The organism is Flavobacterium sp. GNP001 (genome assembly GCF_054343775.1).
The window spans coordinates 2,143,440-2,162,480 of sequence record NZ_JBTGUX010000001.1 but is presented as its reverse complement, the minus strand read 5'-3'; the positions used below and the strand labels follow the sequence as shown (position 1 = coordinate 2,162,480).

At 36.5% G+C, this 19,041-nt stretch carries 19 protein-coding genes; 7 read left to right on the top strand and 12 right to left on the bottom strand.

The features are described from left to right. Positions 1–3: 3 nt before the first annotated feature. The 4 genes from ACXX8U_RS09140 to ACXX8U_RS09125 are packed head-to-tail and all read right to left on the bottom strand — an operon-like array spanning position 4 to position 3,384. A complete protein-coding gene (locus tag ACXX8U_RS09140; protein WP_458565589.1) occupies positions 4–1,308 on the bottom strand; it encodes a DASH family cryptochrome in 1,305 nt (434 codons plus the stop codon). Further along, positions 1,284–1,418 (bottom strand): DUF2256 domain-containing protein, encoded by a 135-nt coding sequence (locus ACXX8U_RS09135; RefSeq protein WP_166137087.1) that lies wholly within the window; start codon positions 1,416–1,418, stop codon positions 1,284–1,286. Before ACXX8U_RS09135 ends, ACXX8U_RS09140 begins: the two co-directional genes overlap by 25 nt. Then, a complete protein-coding gene (locus tag ACXX8U_RS09130; protein WP_458565588.1) occupies positions 1,418–2,725 on the bottom strand; it encodes an ABC1 kinase family protein in 1,308 nt (435 codons plus the stop codon). The genes ACXX8U_RS09135 and ACXX8U_RS09130 overlap by 1 nt, the downstream gene beginning before the upstream one ends. Next, positions 2,725–3,384 (bottom strand): TetR family transcriptional regulator C-terminal domain-containing protein, encoded by a 660-nt coding sequence (locus tag ACXX8U_RS09125; protein ID WP_458565587.1) that lies wholly within the window; start codon positions 3,382–3,384, stop codon positions 2,725–2,727. The genes ACXX8U_RS09130 and ACXX8U_RS09125 overlap by 1 nt, the downstream gene beginning before the upstream one ends. A 118-nt stretch (positions 3,385–3,502) precedes the next feature. Here ACXX8U_RS09125 and ACXX8U_RS09120 point away from each other — a divergent pair, with 118 nt between their 5' ends. Further along, a complete protein-coding gene (locus ACXX8U_RS09120; RefSeq protein WP_458565586.1) occupies positions 3,503–4,417 on the top strand; it encodes a TIGR01777 family oxidoreductase in 915 nt (304 codons plus the stop codon). Between the two features lie 2 nt (positions 4,418–4,419). Here the strand turns inward: ACXX8U_RS09120 and ACXX8U_RS09115 are convergent, their stop codons facing one another. The 5 genes from ACXX8U_RS09115 to ACXX8U_RS09095 all read right to left on the bottom strand — a co-directional run bounded on the left by ACXX8U_RS09115 (position 4,420) and on the right by ACXX8U_RS09095 (position 10,919). Then, positions 4,420–4,959 carry a YceI family protein gene (locus tag ACXX8U_RS09115; protein ID WP_458565585.1) on the bottom strand — a complete coding sequence of 180 codons (540 nt, stop codon included), beginning with the start codon at positions 4,957–4,959 and terminating at the stop codon, positions 4,420–4,422. Between the two features lie 106 nt (positions 4,960–5,065). Next, on the bottom strand, positions 5,066–5,614 hold the full coding sequence (locus ACXX8U_RS09110; RefSeq protein WP_458565584.1) for an acyl-CoA thioesterase: 549 nt from the start codon (positions 5,612–5,614) through the stop codon (positions 5,066–5,068). Further along, on the bottom strand, positions 5,615–5,980 hold the full coding sequence (locus ACXX8U_RS09105) for a DUF8785 domain-containing protein (protein ID WP_458565583.1): 366 nt from the start codon (positions 5,978–5,980) through the stop codon (positions 5,615–5,617). A gap of 6 nt (positions 5,981–5,986) precedes the next feature. Next, on the bottom strand, positions 5,987–7,357 hold the full coding sequence (locus ACXX8U_RS09100) for a DNA recombination protein RmuC (protein ID WP_458565582.1): 1,371 nt from the start codon (positions 7,355–7,357) through the stop codon (positions 5,987–5,989). A 154-nt stretch (positions 7,358–7,511) separates the two neighbouring features. Next, positions 7,512–10,919, bottom strand: a complete 3,408-nt coding sequence (locus ACXX8U_RS09095; RefSeq protein WP_458565581.1) for a choice-of-anchor J domain-containing protein — start codon at positions 10,917–10,919, stop codon at positions 7,512–7,514. Positions 10,920–11,078: 159 nt separating this feature from the next. On the opposite strand from ACXX8U_RS09095, the gene ACXX8U_RS09090 reads away from it, so the two are divergent. Together ACXX8U_RS09090 and ACXX8U_RS09085 are read left to right on the top strand one after the other, a co-directional pair. Beyond that, positions 11,079–11,651 (top strand): pseudouridine synthase, encoded by a 573-nt coding sequence (locus ACXX8U_RS09090; RefSeq protein ID WP_458565580.1) that lies wholly within the window; start codon positions 11,079–11,081, stop codon positions 11,649–11,651. A gap of 56 nt (positions 11,652–11,707) precedes the next feature. Next, the gene (locus ACXX8U_RS09085) at positions 11,708–12,166 is read left to right on the top strand and encodes a tRNA (cytidine(34)-2'-O)-methyltransferase (RefSeq protein WP_458565579.1); all 459 of its coding nucleotides are present in this window, start codon (positions 11,708–11,710) and stop codon (positions 12,164–12,166) included. 109 nt (positions 12,167–12,275) lie between these two features. Here the strand turns inward: ACXX8U_RS09085 and ACXX8U_RS09080 are convergent, their stop codons facing one another. The 3 genes from ACXX8U_RS09080 to ACXX8U_RS09070 all read right to left on the bottom strand — a co-directional run bounded on the left by ACXX8U_RS09080 (position 12,276) and on the right by ACXX8U_RS09070 (position 15,298). Beyond that, positions 12,276–13,058 (bottom strand): ABC transporter ATP-binding protein, encoded by a 783-nt coding sequence (locus tag ACXX8U_RS09080; RefSeq protein ID WP_458565578.1) that lies wholly within the window; start codon positions 13,056–13,058, stop codon positions 12,276–12,278. After that, a complete protein-coding gene (locus ACXX8U_RS09075) occupies positions 13,058–14,089 on the bottom strand; it encodes an iron chelate uptake ABC transporter family permease subunit (RefSeq protein ID WP_458565577.1) in 1,032 nt (343 codons plus the stop codon). The genes ACXX8U_RS09080 and ACXX8U_RS09075 overlap by 1 nt, the downstream gene beginning before the upstream one ends. A gap of 66 nt (positions 14,090–14,155) precedes the next feature. After that, complete coding sequence (locus ACXX8U_RS09070) at positions 14,156–15,298, bottom strand: ABC transporter substrate-binding protein (protein ID WP_458565576.1); 1,143 nt, start codon at positions 15,296–15,298, stop codon at positions 14,156–14,158. A gap of 158 nt (positions 15,299–15,456) precedes the next feature. Between ACXX8U_RS09070 and cobU the strand changes: the two genes are divergently transcribed. The 4 genes from cobU to cobC are packed head-to-tail and all read left to right on the top strand — an operon-like array spanning position 15,457 to position 19,009. Continuing rightward, positions 15,457–15,972 carry a bifunctional adenosylcobinamide kinase/adenosylcobinamide-phosphate guanylyltransferase gene (gene cobU, locus ACXX8U_RS09065; RefSeq protein WP_458565575.1) on the top strand — a complete coding sequence of 172 codons (516 nt, stop codon included), beginning with the start codon at positions 15,457–15,459 and terminating at the stop codon, positions 15,970–15,972. Further along, positions 15,969–17,651 carry a nicotinate-nucleotide--dimethylbenzimidazole phosphoribosyltransferase gene (cobT, locus tag ACXX8U_RS09060; RefSeq protein ID WP_458565574.1) on the top strand — a complete coding sequence of 561 codons (1,683 nt, stop codon included), beginning with the start codon at positions 15,969–15,971 and terminating at the stop codon, positions 17,649–17,651. The genes cobU and cobT overlap by 4 nt, the downstream gene beginning before the upstream one ends. Before the next feature lie 51 nt (positions 17,652–17,702). Then, entirely contained in the window at positions 17,703–18,488 is a 786-nt protein-coding gene (locus ACXX8U_RS09055) for an adenosylcobinamide-GDP ribazoletransferase (RefSeq protein WP_458565573.1), read from the top strand. Continuing rightward, positions 18,473–19,009 (top strand): alpha-ribazole phosphatase, encoded by a 537-nt coding sequence (gene cobC / locus ACXX8U_RS09050; protein WP_458565572.1) that lies wholly within the window; start codon positions 18,473–18,475, stop codon positions 19,007–19,009. The genes ACXX8U_RS09055 and cobC overlap by 16 nt, the downstream gene beginning before the upstream one ends. Positions 19,010–19,041: the final 32 nt, after the last annotated feature.

The window sequence follows — 19,041 nt, the reverse complement described above, 5'->3', positions numbered from 1 at the left end:
TTTTTAGAATAATTGTTGTTGTAACCACAAGTTTTGAAACTTTGATTGTCCATCGTAATTGCTTGCTTGCAATTTGATGTTGAATTTTCGGTTTCGAGGATCGTTGCCTACGCCAGATACGTACATCCAATTACCATAGTTAGAGTGTACGTCATAATCCAGCAACATGGCTTCAAAATAGGCAGCGCCAATGCGCCAATCCATCAACATTTCTTTGGCAAAATAAGAAGCTACGTTTTGTCGGCCGCGATTACTCATCCAGCCCGTTTGCTGCAATTCGATCATATTGGCATTCACAAAAGGCTCTTCGGTAGTACCGTTAATCCATTTGTTGATGGCGTATTTGTTGTTTTTCCATTCGTAATCGCGCTCTAAAATTCCTCCAATTTTAAAAATGGCACTACCATTTTGAAGTGAAATGTATTTGAAATAATCACGCCAAATCAGCTCAAAAAGCAACCAATAAGTCGATTCGTTTTTCTCTACTTCTCTTTCATATTGTGCCACTTCCCAGTAAATTCTTTTTGCCGAAATACAACCATTAGCTAGCCAAGGCGAAAATTTTGAACTGTAATCGGTGCCAACTAGTCCGTTGCGCGTAAGTTTGTAAGAACTTAGTTTTTCAGTATTCCAAAAGTAATTTTCCATTCGGCGTAACGCTTCTTGCTCTCCACCTTTAAACGGAAATGCAGTGCGAGTATCTTTTTCAAAAGCTTCAAATCCTAGCTCCTGTAAAGTTGGTAACGTCGTATTCGTTTCTTGGGAATTAGCAGCTGTGAGTGAACCTAATTTAAATTCGGCACTTACTTTTGCTTTCTTTTCGCATTGATTTCTGAATTGTGTAAACACATTCGGAATCGATTCAATCGTAAACGGAATTGCATTTGGATGAAACAAAAATTGTCCGTATGTAGCTTTGAATATTACGTTATCAGTAGCTTTAGCTTTTAACGCATTGGCTACTGCCAGCTCTTCAGTTGTCCATTCTTCTTGATAATAAACCTTGGTGATTTCTTGGTTTTCAATCAGTACGGGAACAATATTTTCAGGCTCTTGAAAATACACAAACAAAGGAATGTGCAGTTCTTTGAGATTTTTACGAAGGTTAGCAACCGATTCCAATAGAAACTGCGCTCTAAACTTCTCTGTTTTTTTAAAACCGTATTTTGTTTTCGCAAAATGTCTTGGATCAAAGCAATATACAGCTACCACCGCCTCATTTTCTTTAATTGCAAGATGAAGTGATTCATTATCATGAACACGTAAATCGTTTCTAAACCAAACTAAACCTTTTTGTTTCTTCTGCATTTTTCGCTACAATATTTTACTTCATCCCAAACTTTTTCCCATTTTTTGCGCCAAGCAAAAGGCCTATCGCATACCAAACACATTTTGGTGGGTAAATGTTCTTTTTTCACTAGGTGTATTTCTCAAATTCGTTTACTACAATCTTGGCTTTCAAATCAAACATTAAGTTGTACAAACCAAAGAAAGTTCTGTTCATATAAATAAAATGCTTCGAACCTCTGCTGCCATTCATCTTCTTAAGATTGGTATCTTTTGAAAAACGCTCTCCTAATTCGCCAATACTTTGAAAGAATTTTTCGTCCGAGAAGTCGAATGTTTTTTCCTGAAACGGCTTGGTAAATAATGACAATAAATCATGAAACATACTCGTGAAATAGGCCATTTCTTCTTTCGTATCGTCTTGACGTAGAATTTCTAATTCTAATAACTTATTGTGAAATAAGGCAGCGTCATTAATTACTTTTTTATCGATGAGTTCGAAGTATGGGATGTAAAAGTCCATTGGAATTTTTTTCATACAACCAAAATCAAGTGCAACTAAATTATTGTCGCTATCTACTAAAAAGTTGCCAGGATGCGGATCGGCATGAACTTTCTTAAGCACGTGGATTTGGTACATATAAAAGTCCCATAGTGCTTGACCTATTTTATCTGCAGCTTCTTGATCGGTATTAATTTTCGTGAATTCAGACAAGTGCTTGCCTGTCATCCAATCCATCGTGATGATTTTTTCTGATGAAAATTCTGGATAGTAACTAGGGAAAACCAAGTTGTCAATTTTAGAACAAGCATTAACTACTTCAGTACTTTGCTCTAACTCCAATAGATAATTCGTTTCTTCGATTAATTTGTCTTCAACTTCCTTGAAATACTTATCAGAGTCTTTTCCTTGAAGATTAAACATACGAATCGCAATAGGTTTTACCATTGCTAAGTCAGATGAAATACTATTGGCAACGCCGGGATACTGAATTTTCACGGCTAATTTTTTACCGTCCTTGTGTGCCACGTGAACCTGACCAATACTCGCAGCATTTACAGAGTTGGCATTAAAATCATCAAAAATTTCAGTTGGCGTTTTACCAAAATTATTTTTAAATGTTTTTAAAACCAAAGGCGCAGACAAAGGCGGTACCGAAAATTGAGACAACGAAAATTTCTCAACATAAGCTTGAGGCAAGAAATTCTTGTCCATACTTAGCATTTGAGCTACTTTCAAGGCACTTCCTTTTAAGCTTTTCAATCCGTCATAAATATCCTCGGCATTGTCCTCGTTAAGTTTATCGCGAGTCAAATCAGAGTTGACCATTTTTTCGCCGTAGTACTTCAAATAATTCACGCCAATTTTAGCGCCTGTTTGCACTAATTTTGATGCTCTTTCAATTTTTGAAGTAGGTATATAGTCTATCGTTTTCATTATTTTTTGTATATTTTTTCTTTGAAAATGAATTTTCCAAAGTCAATTAGGCTATCAATAGGAGCAATGTTCATTAATTCGAAAGTTGCTTTTACTGATTTTTCAATATAAATATCTGTTTTTTCAAAAGCGGGTGAGGCGTCATCCAACCAGAATTTAAGTGTAAGTAACAACTGAAACCAAGAAGTTTCTTGAAATGCTTTTTCTTGAAAATTTTGAAAGCGCTCTTGCTGTGTTCTAAAATCATCTTCAATAACTTCGGTTAAAAACTCTTTGAAGCGTTCACGCAAACCAGCTAATAAACTCAATTTTTTCAATTGGTTGTTGTGCTCCTTTAAAACCAAAACAACATAACTGCGATTGGCTGTTAGGATTTCGAAGAAGGTAAAATAGAAACTCAACATTTTGCTTTTCATGTCGTAGGTCTCATATTCACTGTTTTTGTGCAAAAGTTCAATTGTTTTTTCAACGAACATTCTGAAAATCTCTTTCTCAATACTTTCAATAGTTCCAAAAAACGCGTAAAACTCTGTTTCAGTAAAGCCGTTAGTTTTAGTGAAATTGTAAACTGATTTAGGTTTTTCGCTGTGCTCCAGTACGTGATCCATGTACATAGAAACTATTTTATCTTTTGTAATTGCTGTTTTTTTAGTAGCCATTTCGTGTGTATTTCAAATTAAGGTATAAAGGTAGTAAATGTTTAACTATATATTAATAAAGTTAAACAAAATTTAATATAATTTTATATCATTAAAAAATCACTAGCTTTACGGTATTATGAAAAAGAATGTATTAATTAGCGGCGGTACTGGATTTGTTGGAAAACATCTAACGGATTTATTGTTAAAAAAAGGGTATTCTGTATCTATTTTAACTAGGAGCGTAAAACCAAATCAACCAGATGTTTTTTATTACAAATGGGATGTTGCTCAGCAAACTATAGATGAAAAAGCTGTTGCCAAGGCTGATTATATAGTACATCTAGCTGGAGAAAACATTGCTGAGAAACGATGGACGGCAAAACGTAAAGCTGCCATCATCGAAAGTAGAGAACAATCAACTGTTTTGTTGTATTCTACAATAAAAAAACAAAATAAAAAGCTTGAGGCTTTTGTATCTGCCTCAGCAATTGGTATTTATGGTGCTGTTAATGGGCCTGAGATTTGTACAGAGGATATGCCTCCTGCAAATGATTTTTTGGGCTATACTTGCCAGAAATGGGAGGATTCTTTAGACTTTATTGAAAACAGAAACATTCGAACTGTTAAAATTCGAACTGGTTTAGTATTAGGAAAAGGAGATGGTTTTTTGTCTAAATTGGCTCCCTTATTCAAGTACAGATTGGGTGCTATTATTGGAAGTGGCAAGCAATATATGCCATGGATTCACATTGATGATTTGTGTGAGATGTATGCTATGGCGCTAGAAAACAATGAAATGCAAGGCGCTTACAATGCTGCAGTTCAAGATGACACTAACAATGCTATTTTTTCTAAAACTCTAGCATGTGTGTATCGCTATTCCATCTGGTTGCCTGCGGTTCCTGAGTTTGTTATAAAATTAGCAATGGGCGAAATGTCAAAAATTGTGCTGACTGGTCGCAGAGTTTCTTCTAAAAAAATTGAAGTTGCTGGTTTTCGTTTTCAATTTAAAAACCTTGAAGGTGCCTTGCGCAACTGTTTAATAAAATAAGTTTATTGTAAGACAAAAAAGAGGCTTGTATTTACTTTTTTAGAAATTTTTGAACGAACCAAAAGTGGAATTTCGATGTTGTAGTCGTCTGTATTGACTGTAAAATTAGCTTGGAAAGACAATCCTTCACTTGTTTTTTTGATACTAGCCGGAATACTAATTCTTTTTGTAACTCCTTTGATAGTTAGTTTTCCCGAAACAATATAATTCTGTGCTGAATTGCTGCATTTTTCAAAGTCAAATTTTTCAATACTCCCTTTGAAGAACGATCTTGAAAACCGAATACTCTCCATGTAATTTTCGTTGAAATGTTGTTGCATTAAGGCACGAGGAAAATTAAAATCCTTAATGTTCATCCAGCAGTTTATGTTCCCAGATTTGGTTAGTAGGGCACAAGAGGTTTTGGTATTTAAAGCTTTCACCTCTTCAAACATAGGTATTGAGGCTTCAAATTCTGTTGTTCCTTTTGTAGTGCTCAAACGGTCTTGTGCCAACATAGAAAGTTGGCAGCAGGTAAGTAGTAAAAGGACCATCTTTTTCATGACTACTAATTAACAATAAACACTTAAATTTACGAATCGTTTCTTAGATACACAAAAAAAAGTCCTATGATTTTCAATAGGACTTAGTATATTTATGATGTCATTTTTAGCGTAAATCCAATTGGATATGATGTTGCTCTAAGCTGGCAAGTGCTTCGGGCGAACTATAATCGAATATTTCTTCGTGTAGGTCTTTTTCTTTTTTTTGAGCAATTTGTTTGATACAATTAAAACAACGTCGAACATCATTCATTGTAGACAAAATCAATCCAGGAACGGCTATGGTTTTACCGTTATTGTCTTTGGCAACCATTGTAAAATAAGAGGAGTTGCAGTGTTTTACTTCGCCTGTTTGAATGTTTTCCGATTCGACACGAATGCCCACAATCATGGAGCTATTGCCTACATAATTTACGCTGGCTTTCATCGTTACCAATTCGCCCACTTCAATGGGGCGTAAAAAATTAACCGTATCTACTGATGCCGTGACGCAATAATGTCCTGAAAATTTAGAAGCACATGCAAAAGCAATTTGATCTAGGAGGGATAAAATGTAGCCACCATGAATTTTTCCGCTAAAATTGGTATGCGACGGGAGCATCAATTCAGAAATTTTAATATCTGAACTCGCCACGGTTTTGTACAAAGTTTTCATCTACTTGATTTTGAAAGGAGAATTTACTTTTTTTACTGAAGTGATAAAGTAACGCGTGTCACCCCACCATGGGAAAGTACGGTATTTTTCAACATAATTTACTTGTACATATTGTCCTTCCATTTCTTGTAGCTGCGTAATTACATCTGATTGGCTATCTAAAACAGAAAATGAAAATATTTGTGCACCTGAGATTCCTTGACTGATTTCGCCTTCCCAGGTTTTAAAAATAACTCCTTTGTGGCTCACTTTTATTAATTCGCCAGAGCGCACTCCTTCGCTGTAAGTGGCATTGTATAAAAAGGTAAAATAGGAAACGAGTCCTAAGACTAATATTGCTAAAGTGATCATTAAAAATTTTCTCATCTGTACTTAGTTTAGTAGTTTATTTTCGTCTTTTTCTGCTCGGTTTATAATACTTTCGGGTAGAGCTTTTTTTGCTTTGGCACCCATTTTCTTTAATTTTTCGACACTAATTATTAAGTTTCCTTTTCCTTCCACTAATTTGTTCATGGCCGCTGCATATTCTGTTTTACTTTCGTCAATTTTTTTACCAATTTTAATCAAATCATTTACAAAGCCTTCAAATTTATCGTAAAGTGCGCCTGCTTGTCTTGCAATTTCGAGGGCATTTTCTTGTTGTTTTTGGTTGGTCCACATGCTATCAATGGTTCGTAAAGTGGCTAGTAATGTAGATGGCGTTACGATGACTATATTTTTCTCAAAAGCTTTATTGTAAAGGCTATTGTCTTCATTTAGCGCTACAGCAAAAGCCGGTTCAATTGGGATAAACAGCAATACAAAATCAGGACTTTCAATGTGGTATAGATCGTGGTAGTTTTTGTTTCCTAATTGTTCTACGTGACGTTTTATGGAGTTTACATGTTCTTTTAACCAACCTGTCCTGATGGTGTCATCTTCTTCGTTACTATATTTTTCGTAGGCAGTTAAGGATACTTTTGAATCGACAATCATTTTCTTGCCATCAGGTAAGTTAATCACTACGTCAGGAAAAACACGATTGCCTTCTTCTGTCGTAAAAGCTTGTTGCACTTCGTATTCTCGTCCTTTTTCGAGTCCTGATTTTTCTAAAACTCGTTCCAAAACTAATTCGCCCCAATTGCCTTGCATTTTGCTATCGCCCTTTAAAGCTTTGGTTAGATTGATAGTTTCTTTACTCATTTGAATATTCATTTCGCGCAAGCCCAAAATTTGTTGGCGTAAGGCGGCATGATAATCAATACTTTCCTTGTGGGTATCTTCGACCTTTTTTTCGAACAACTGAATTTTATCTTGTAGCGGTGACAAGATATTTTTCATATTTTCTCTATTTTGTTCGGTAAATTTATTCGATTTTTCTTCGAGAATTTTATTGGCTAAATTTTCGAATTCTTTTGTGAATTTAGCTTGCAGTTGTTCCACCTCTTCTTTTTGTTCTTTGTTACGTTCCCAAAGATTTTCAAAGTCTACTTCTTTTTTAGAAAGCTGTATGGCTAGGCTGTCTTTCTCGTCTCTTATGCGTTCTTTTTCATTGCTAATTACTTCAATCCGTTTTTCAAATTGAAGTTGCTCTGCACTGGCTTGTTCTTTTACTTGTGAATATTGTTGCGTAAGAGCAAGAATTTTTTCTTCCAAACTTATTTTTTCGCCTTTTGCATGAGCGGTAAAAAGCAATTTTCCTATAAAAATTCCAATGCCTAGGGCTACAATAAAAACGATTAAAAATGTTAGTAGGTTGGTCATAAATTAAATATTTGTCAGTTGGTAAAAGTAAGGAAAAGATTCTAGGTTTTGATTGTGACAAACAAATTAGTGTTGCATTTTAACGTGTTGTTGCATAAAAAAAAGCCAGATTTCAGGAGTATGAAATCTGGCTTTTTAGAGTTGCTTTTAAAGCTTATTTTTTAATTATTTTTTGAGTGTAAATTACCTTTTCACCGCTTGTCACGGTATAAATGTAAATACCTGTAGGTAATTGGGCTACATCAATCGCAGCTGAGCTACCATTTGAAGTAGCTTTTAAAATAACTGGTTTTCCTACTTTACGACCAAGAAGATCGTAGAATTGTACACTAGTTTTTTCACTATCAGTGCTAGTTACATTTACAGTAAAAATATCGTTCACTGGATTTGGATAACCGTTTACAGCAGTGCTATTGGTTACTGGATTAGATAATCCAAGTGTAGGATCTGCTTTTAATTCAAAACGAGCAATAACTGGTCCGTGGTCTGAAGTGGTGTTAACGTAATTTGTAATTTCAGGACGTGGGTCGTATACTTGAATAGAATTCGCGATGTACTCGTCATTTAACTCATTCGAGATCAAGATGTGATCTAAAAATCCTCCAGATGATAAGAAACTAAAAGCACCTGCTTTACTAATGTCTAATGTTAATGCATTGTAACGAGCGGTATCTTCAACCAATTTTTGGTAAGATGAAGGATTGCCAGCAATTACAGAGACATCTACGTCGTCATTGTAATCACCTAACAAAATGATGTTAGCATCTGGATATTGAGCATCTAAACTGTCTTTTAGTAATTCAACATCATATTTACGCATATTGTAACGCGTAATGTCGGTACCACTATTAGCACGAGCGTGTAAATTAACTATTTTAAGGTCTTTTTTAATACCACCAATATTAGTTTCAAGTTCTACCATGTACGGTAAACGACCAGATGAATAAAAGCTTTCACCAGTACTTGGGTAATTAGGTAAAGTAGTTGTTCCAGAACGAACCTCATCGTACAATTTACTAAACATGACACGTGTCTTTTTAACAGCAGTAGTTTGAGTGTTGTACAATACAACTAACTTTTGAGGTGGAAAAGTAGGATCGGCTGGTTGGTAAGAGCGTGACCACACAGGAGAAACTGCTTTTGCAAAAGTTTTTCCGTTCACATTTATTTTTGTAATCAAAGTCTCTAAAGCAGCATCATCAGACACCTCTTGCACAGCGTATACATCTGCATTTAAAGTGTTCATTACTTTTGCCACATTATCTATTTGTAGTGCGTCATCTGTTGGGCCAAATTCAGCTCCGCTAGTATCTTTTACATCAGTACCAAAAAACTCTAAATTGTAAGTAACGATATCAAAAGTTTCAGATTTAGTTAAAGATGATGCAGTTAACATACCCAATTGTTGGTTCAATCCTGTTCCATTTAATTGCAATGGTCCAGCACTATTCAACTCTTTAGTAGTTGGAGCAAAACGAGCATAAAGCGTAATTCCAGCCAATGCTTGTTCAGCAGTTACTTGTACGTTGTTTTGAAAGTTAGTATTGTCCAAACTCAATTGATAGTACAAAGGTGCTGTAACAGTTATAGCGCCGTATCCTCCGGCCATGAAAGTAAAAGATTGGCTAGCAGAAACTGTATTTGGGGCGATTTCACCAAAATTTAAAGTCGGTATTGTTGCGATGAACGCAGCTTCATTTGTAATTTTTACATCGTCAAGTGTCCACTCAGCACTGTCTGTAGCTCCATTCAATCCTGATTCATATACCCATGCAACATAGGTGCTGTTTGATTTATAGGCTTCTAGATTGATAAATTGCGACTGTTTGAAAGTTCCTGTAGTAGTTGGAAAATCACCATTTAAAGCAGTCCATGTAGCTGTTTCGGGGTTGCTTTTTCCATCATAATTGGTAGATACCATTAATTTTAAAGTATTTCCAGAAAAGAATTTTCTACTGAAAAAAGATAACAATGGGAATTTATCAAATGAATTTAAACGCATTGCTGGCGAAATCAACCAATCTTTACTTGGTCCATTTTCTGAAAATCCATTCATTTGTACTGCTGCTGGTGAGCTATTAAAACGAGAAGTTGTACTGCTCCATTTTACTTTATCTCCAGCTACACTATATGAAGTCCATCCGCTATTAGTCAATACATTTATGTCGTTAAAATCTTGAGTGTATGGGTTGATTCCTACTCCATTAACAGCTACTGTTTTTGATGAGCCACCTGCAGTTGCAAGTGTAATTACTCCAGATTTTACCCCAGTTGTTGTAGGGTTAAATTGTACAAATACTTTTGGAGTAGCGTTGTTTGCGAATTCGCTAACTTCAAAGCTTAAACTGCTTTGGAAACCAGTGCTTTCTGTTTTTGAAATCAAAAATTCTGAAGGAGCAGTGACTGTAACCGCCTGGGTTAAATTTTGTCCCTGAATACCGTAGTTCAAAATTGAGCTTGAAGTATTTTGTTCCACAAAACTAAAGTTTAATTCATTTACAGTGGTTGTAATTGAAGGTACTACAACATTCGAAGTAGTTACATTTAGTAAGGTGCTTGCAGCTTGTAAATTACCTGAAGTGTCCTCAGATACAGCGTAAACATTGTAGGTAGTTCCCAATGTTAAGCCGCTTACTGCAGCAGTGTAAACAATAGCAGGATCGGCTATAACAAGAACTCCTGTTTTAAGTGCAGCCGAATTATTAGCATCAGTTCCTGCTTTAATCTGCGCAACGCTAGGAGCATTACTTCCAGCTGGTAAAACAACAAAAAACGTTTTTCCGTTTTCATTAAGTTGCGTAGCAAAGTCAAATCCCTCTGAAAGGATATTGTTTATTTTTGGAAAACCATCTGCATATTTTGGGGCTTCGGTATCGTTTGTAATGCTGATGTTATCGATTGCAAAAGATGGTCTTGCACCTCCGCCAGATGTTTGTTTTGAAATCCATCTGAGTTGAACAATATCTTTGTTGTCGCAATCGGCTGGTAATTGTATTTTTATCTTTTGTGGATTTTGCTCTGCTGTTCCTGCTGATTGTGGAGTGGTAGTACTTGCGTAAGCAGTTGCAAGTAAGTTTACAAAAGCATCTGTTGTTCCTACGCGATACTGTAAAATCATATCATTGATTCGGGTATTGGTCGATCCGTTATATGGGTTACGAATAACCATAGCATCATATTCTACAAAAATTCCTGATTTACCTGTAGTTTTTATAGCCAAGCCAATACTTAAATCTAATGAACCTGTGTTTAAAAAACCAATTTTACCGTTGTAGTTGTGCACGTTTCCACTACTTGTTGCAGCGGTACTACTACCTACTAAAACTCTATCAGCAGCTATAGTTGCTGAAGTGTTGTAACTGCTTCCAGGTGAAGTACTGGCTGTCCATCCTTGAAAGCCGTCTGGATAAGTAGTTGATGCAACATCAAGAGCATTAAAGTTTTGTAAAAACGGCAAGGCTTGAGGGGTTGGCTGCGTGGCTTGCGCCGAAATATTCCAGCTGAATGCCAAAAGTGCTAATAAGAAAAACGCTAAGGTTTTGAATGCGTAATTGTGTTTCATAGGGTAACAATTAATTAATTGGGCACAAAAATAGAATTCCTAAGGTTAAGCCAATATTATCAGTTGCTTTTTTTCAAAAAAAATAGATTTTGAAGGAAACTAGGTGCTGTTTTTTTACAAAAGAGAAACGACCTATCTTTGTCGCCAAATAATTTAAGCATGCACCGCCATTTTATCATTCACAAGCCTTACGGTTATTTAAGCCAATTTATTTATGAGTTAAAGCGAAAGAAACGCTTACTTGGGGAATTGTATGATTTTCCCGAAGGCACCATGGCTATTGGTCGCTTGGATGAGGATTCAGAAGGTTTATTACTTTTAACCACAGACGGAAAAGAAAGTGAACGTATTAGAAGTAAAAAAGTCGAAAAGGAATATTTTGTTCAAGTTGATGGGCTAATCACTCAAGAAGCTATTGAGAAAATTAGAGTTGGTGTTGAAATTGGGTTTAATGGCACGAAATACATAACCAAGCCTTGCAAAGCAAATGCACTTGAGATAGCGCCCGATTTTGGCCCACGTGGTAAAAAAATTCGTGATGAACGTCATGGTCCCACTTCATGGGCATCGATCACCGTCAACGAAGGTAAATTTCGACAAGTACGTAAAATGACTGCTGCAGTTGGTTTTCCTACTTTACGATTGGTTCGTGTACGAATAGGAAACGTAAATCTCGACAATTTGCAGGCAGGAGAAGTAATTGAAGTAGAAAATTTTCAAATAGAAATTTAAAAGGTAGTACTAGTTTTTTAATCTTTTAATTTTCCAATCTTATAATAAAGTATAAAATGTTAAACATTGTTTTAGTAGAACCTGAAATCCCAAATAATACAGGAAACATTGGCAGGTTATCCGTAGGTACCGAAAGCCGTTTGCACTTAATTCACCCTTTTGGATTTGTTATTAATGATAAAAATTTAAAACGTTCAGGGCTGGATTATTGGGTACATCTCGATGTAACCGAATATCAAAATGTAAGCGAATGGCTCGATCAGGTTCCTGATAAATCACGTGTTTTTTTGATGAGTTCGCATGCCGAAAATTCATATTTAGACATCGAATTCCAAGATGAAGATTGGTTGGTTTTTGGTAAAGAAAGCGTTGGCTTAAGCCAAGAAGTTTTGGGTTTATTTGCGAAAGAAAATCAACTTAAAATCCCGATGTCAAATTTAATTCGCAGTTTTAATATTGCTAATTCGGTTGCTTTTGTCATTGGTGAAGCTAGGAGACAAATTGGATTGAGATAGGCTCTGGATCTACATTTTTTTAGCCCAGATAGGAGCGGCATCCTTTTATTTTTTTCTTTAAAAAATAAAAGATATAGCGGATAGCTGGAATAAGCTCCTAAAAAGAAAATTACTGAATCATAAACTTTCCCTTTTCAGGATCAAAAACTATATGTTCGTCATTAAAAAGGGTACCAAAAGTTCCTTTTGAGATAAAATTACAAGGCTGGTCCTGAAAAGTAGCTTCAGGTGTCATGATGATCATTTCGTCACTCAATTGTATGGCCATATCAATATCATGTGTTGAGAATAAAATGCATTTGCCTAATTCCGAGGTTAATTTTTTAAGCAATTTAAAAAGAGCCACTTTGTGCAACAAGTCGAGGTGGGTGCTGGGCTCATCAAGAATTATCAGCTCTGTGTCTTGTGCCAATGCTCGTGCAATCAGTACTTTTTGAAGTTGTCCGTCGCTAATTTCAAAATGTTTTTTGTGCGCCAAATGGCTAATTTGAGTAAGCTCCATCGCCTCATTTACTTTGGCGATGTCATTCGGTGTCAATGTGCCTATCCAATTGGTGTAAGGTTGACGGCCCAGCGCGATTAATTCGAAAACAGTAAGATTGCTTGGTGGTAATTTTTCGGTTAAAACTAAACTTAATTTTTGCGCAAGGTCCAACGGGCTATACGTATCGATTTTTTTATCCTCCAAATAAACAGTTCCTTGCAAGGGTTTTTGTATTCCCGTAAGCGTTTTTAACAATGTAGATTTTCCAATTCCGTTGGCACCTACAAGAGCAACAAGTTTACCAGTTTCAAGTTGTACATTCACCTTTGAAGCAACGGTAATTGTTGTTTTTTTGTGCGTGTAGCCTATGCTAATATCGGTTGCTGAAATAAGTATTTTATGATTCATTAGGCAATCATTTTTTGTTTTCGTACCAATAACCAAATGACAATTGGTGCGCCAATAATCGAGGTAATGGCATTAATTGGCAGCATGACTTCTAAACCTGGAAGTTGCGTTAAAATATCACATAATAAAAGAATTGCTGCACCAAATAGTAGGGTGCTCCAAAATAAAACAGCATGATTACTAGTTTGAAAAACCAATTTAGCAATATGTGGTACTGCCAAACCAACAAAGGCTATAGGGCCCGCGAATGCCGTAATACTTCCCGCCAAAATACTGGTTGCTAAAATAATTATATTTCGAGTGCGTTTAAAATTTAAACCCATACTGCGAGCGTAATTTTCGCCTAAAAGTAAAGCATTCAAAGGTTTGATGCTAAATATACTAATTAAAATTCCCAAGAAAACACAAACTGTCAACAGCCCAATAGAAGTCCAAGATAGGTTTCCTAAATTTCCCATTGACCAAAAGGTAAATTTTTGTAGTTGCTCTGCAGAACTAAAATAGGTTAAAACTCCAACAATAGCGCTGGTAAAACTACCAAACATTAATCCAACAATTAAAATGGCCATGGTGTCTCGCAGCTTTTGTGACACGGCTAATACTGCCAATAAAACCAATGAACTTCCCATGGTAGATGCTAGTACTATTCCGTAAGGCGAGGTGATGAGGGTGCCTAAAAATGAAGGCAATAATCCAGCTCCTAAAATTACAAAGGCAACGCCCAAACTTGCTCCTGAGCTTAAACCCAAAACGTACGGTCCTGCAAGCGGATTCCGAAATAAGGTTTGCATCAATAAACCACTTATTGATAATCCAGCACCAACCAAAATAGCCGTAATTGCTTTTGGTAAGCGATAGTTGATAATGATATATTCCCAAGTTGTTTTGCTCGCATGCACTCCCGTAAGACTGTGATAAATATCTGCCACAGGAATTTGAATTGCGCCATAACTGATGTTTATAAAAAACAGCACCACCAAACCAATGGTTAGGATTACAAATAAAAAGCTATTTCTCTTGCTTGAACTCAATGTTTTTGGAGATTTATTTTTGGGCGATGTTGTTTGAAAAGTTATGTTTTATAAAATGTTTTGCGATTATTGCAACTGTTCCGCAAAGGTAAAATTATAGTTTGGCAGCACCTCTGGATGAAAAATTTTAATATAATCTTTCAAAACCAAATCAGGTCTGCTGGCAGCTGTTTCATAATAAATCGTGCCGCCTTTGGCTCCTAATTTCGCCTCAAAAGTAAAAACTTTATTTCTTTTTAAAGCCGTAAATTGAGCATAATGCGGATTGCTTTTTTCAAATTCAGCTTTGCTTTTGATGGCTCCAGTGGCAATCCAATAATCTGCATTTTGAGCTTTTTCAAGAACTTTTTCAAATGGTAAATTCAAGCTTCCGGAGCCGGCCACATCTGACCAAAGGTAATTGGCTTTTGCATCTTTCATGAATTGTGCTACCCAACTGTTTCCTTTGGCTACATACCAAGTGTCAGAATACATCGATCCATACAATACGGTGCTTGAGGGTTTTTTGGTAGCTACCATTTGTTGCGCCTCTTTATAATTTTTTACAATAGTATTGAAAAGTGTGTTGGCTTCTTTTTTCTTTCCAAACAGAGCGCCATACAGTTTAATCCATTCTGCTTTTCCAAGAGGAGTTTGTTCCATCCAATCGGCTTGAATCAATACTTTTAAACCGCTTTTTTGTAAATTATCCAAAACAGGATTTGAATTATCAATACCAAAAGTCACTATTGCATCAGGTGATAATGCAATTAATTGTTCAATATTTAGCTTTTCATTTTGTCCAATATTAGTGACTTTTCCAGCATCAATAAGTTGACGCGTTTTAACTGATGAAACATAATCTGTATGCGGAAAACCAATTAATTTTTTTTCAACACCCAACATTTCTAAAAACGGAATCGAAGTAGTTGAGGTAACAACAACGCTATTTAAAGGTACATTTATAGTTTCATATTCAGATAAGCTATCTGGAATTTGAGCTTGCTGCTCTTTCAGGACATAGGTAAAATCTTTTTTGGCTTGCGGCCAAGCATCCGATACGGTTACTACGTCATAACCATCATACGATACAATTGATAAACCACTGGCGTACGAAATGCTATTCTGACCTTTTAAGTTGATTTTTTTATCCGACTTTACTTCGTTTTTGCAAGAGCTTAAAACAACAAAAGTAAGTAGAATAAGTAAATTTGGTACTGAAATTCTCATGAGGTAAATTTAAAATCACGGCAAAGGTAGCCCAAATTAATCTATTTTCTTGTTTATTTTTTGCAGTAAAAAAATCAACAAACACTATCTTTACCCCTCAAAAAAATGCAGACAAGTGAACTTTTTAGTTTTTAGTCTGGCATCTAAATGATTTTCAAATGATGTATTTAATTACAGGTGGTGAGCGCTCGGGCAAAAGTTCTTATGCCGAAAACCTTGCAAAAAGTTTAGCAGAACAACCATTGTATGTTGCAACTGCGCGAAAGTGGGATGCTAATTTTCAAGAGCGTATTGACCGACATCAAAAAGACCGAGACGAACGTTGGATCAATATCGAAAAAGAGAAGTTTTTGAGTGAGATTGATTTTTCTGGTAAGGTTGCAGTGGTTGATTGCGTGACGCTTTGGTTGACTAACTTTTTTGTCGATACAAAAAATGATGTACCCTTATGTTTGGAACAGGCCAAAGCTGAAATTGATGCTTTAGTAAAACAAGAAAATGCTACAATTATCATAGTTACGAACGAAATCGGAATGGGACTTCATGCTGAAACTCCGGTTGGACGCAAGTTTACCGAATTGCAGGGCTGGATGAATCAATACATTGCGAGCAAAGCCGATAACGTGGTGCTGATGGTTTCAGGAATTCCGGTTGAAATTAAAAAAGCAAAATGACACATTTAGATAAAATCATGCAATCGCGTCGCGATACCCGTCATTTTACCGCAGATCCTGTTCCGGATGATGTTTTGGCAAAAGCCTTACAAGCCGGAAACTATGCGCCATCTGTAGGTTTAACGGATGCTACGCGCTATTACACGATTCATTCTGCTGAGGTAAAAAAAGCAATAAAAAAACTCTTTGTGGCTTATGATGCGAAAGCAATTGCCCAAACTGACAATCTTGAACAAGAGCAATCCTACAAAGCCTTGAAATTAGAAGCAATAGAGGAAGCGCCTGTTGGCTTAGTAATTGCCTATGATCGTTCGGTGCTAAATTCGTTTACCATTGGCACCGTGGGCAGCAATGAGTCCATCAAATTTAGTGCAGTTTGCGCAGCACAAAATATTTGGCTTTCGCTCACAGAGCAAGGTTATTCTATGGGATGGGTGTCGATTTTAAATTACCATCAATTCAAACAATTACTCGGATTACCAGAACATATCGAGCCTTTGGGCTACTTTTGCGTTGGCAAACCGGCTACGGATTATGGCAAGCAACCCATGTTACAACAACTTGAATGGCGAGAAAAACAATCTGCTGCGCAGGTAACAACAATCGATCTTTTGCATCCGATAGAGGATGTTAATACTCCTTCTGTTGCTCAACAACAATCAAAAAATATTTCTTTTGAAGCAGCTATTCAGTTCAAAATAGATCAAAAAACAAAACCTACTGCCTCATTAGGTGTTTTAGAAACTTTGGCGAAGCAAATAGCATTGGTTTTCCAAACTGATTCACCAAAAATTATCGCGCCACATTTAGTTGTTTTTGCCGCAGATCATGGCATTGCTAATCATGGCGTTAGCGCTTATCCACAGGATGTTACCAGGCAAATGGTGAACAACTTTCTAGAAGGTGGCGCCGCGATAAATGTTTTTTGCAAACAAAATAATATTGCACTTTCGATAGTTGATGCAGGTGTAAACTACGATTTCCCGACAAACACAGCCTTAATTGCTGCTAAAATAGGGAAGGGAACGGCTTCATTTTTGAACGAACCTGCCATGAGTAGTACCGAGTTGCAATTGTGTTTTGCAAAAGGAGCCGAAATTGTTCGTACCATAGCGCAAACTAATTGTAATTGTATCGGTTTTGGCGAAATGGGAATTGGGAACACCACAACAGCAGCCGTTTTGATGAGTGTCTTGCTGCAAATCCCCATCGAAGAATGTATCGGTTTAGGAACAGGAATTGCCAATGAAAAACTCCAATTCAAACTAGAAATTGCTAAAAGAGCACTGAATAATTACACCGGTCCTGAAACTTTAGATAGTCAATTGGCCTACTTTGGAGGTTTTGAAATCATGCAAATTGCGGGAGCTATGCTCGAGGCAAAAGCACAAAACATGTTGATCCTTGTGGATGGTTTTATAGCTACAGTTGCTTTTTTGGTCGCTTTTAAAAAAGATCCTGCCGTTTTGCAAAACGCGATTTTTTCTCACTTATCAGCTGAGCAAGGACATCAAAAAATCATAAACTATTTAGGCGTCCGTCCTTTGTTGCAACTAGATTTACGCTTGGGCGAAGGAACGGGCTGTGCGCTCGCATTTCCTTTGGTACAATCGGCTGTAGCTTTTTTGAATGAAATGGCAAGTTTTGAAAGTGCCGGAGTAAACTCGAAAGATATTTAATGCTTGTTCGATAATTTCTGAAGAGAGGAAATGATTTTTAATACACTACAAATGAAAAAAGAAATAAACTTGTTTTTTACTGCCTTGATGTTTTACACCAGGATTCCTTGTCCCAAAAACATCGATCATGCCGCTGATTCCCTCAACAAAGCATCTCGTTATTTTCCCTTGATTGGTTGGATAGTTGGCAGCGGTTCATTTGCTATTTATTTTCTGGGTAGCCAGCTTTTTAATGAAAGTATAGCTTTGGTTTTGTCCATGATTGCTTCCATTTTAATCACAGGAGCTTTTCATGAAGATGGTTTTGCTGATGTTTGTGATGGTTTCGGAGGCGGTTGGACCAAGGAAAAAATCTTATTCATCATGAAAGATAGCGCTATTGGAGCCTACGGAGCCATTGGGTTGATCTTACTTTTTTTACTTAAATTTTTAGCTTTACACGAGCTCGTTGCAGTCGATAGCACTTCATTTTATTGGATTGTTTTGTTTTTTGTTAGTGGTCATTCCTTAAGTCGATTTGCGGCGATTTCAATTGTATTTACCCATCAATATTCAAGGGATGACGCCACAAGTAAAAGCAAACCTATTGCTCAAAATTTTACGTGGCGTGAAGTAGTAGGAGCTAGTTTTTTTGGTTTACTGCCTTTGGTTTTATTGACCATGCAGCAACCTTTATTTTTAATTACCATTGTTCCTGTAGCGGTAACGCGAATTTTTATGGCACGCTATTTCCAGAAATGGATTGACGGTTACACAGGTGATTGTTTAGGAGCTACCCAACAAGTATGCGAAGTTGTTTTTTATCTTTCAAGTATTGCAATATGGAAATTTATTTAGTTCGCCACACCGAAACTGTTTGCGAAAAAGGAGTGTGTTACGGTCAAGCCGATGTCGAAATTCAAACGCCTTTCGAAACGGTTTTTAAAGCAATAGTAAAACAATTGCCCACTGATTTTGAGTTGTTTTCTAGTCCCTTACAACGCTGCCGTATTTTAGCAACATTTATTCAAAAGTATGCTGCTATCCCTCAAATAAAGCACGACGATCGATTGCTCGAAATGAATTTTGGCGATTGGGAACTTCAGCCATGGAATGCCATTGATGAAGCCGTTTTAGAACCTTGGATGGCTGATTTTGTTTCGGTTCGTGTTCCTAATGGCGAATCTTTTCTTGATTTGCATGATCGTGTTTTGTCTTTTATTGAAACAGAATTAACCCATCCATCACAAAAAGCAATTGTAATCGTGGCTCACGCCGGTGTAATTCGAAGTATTTTATGTGCCTACAGCAATTTACCGCTGAAAGATGCCTTTCAAAACAAGGTCGATTTTGGTCAAGTTATTCGGCTTGAAATATAAAAATCAAATTTCTGTTGCATTGTACACTTTTA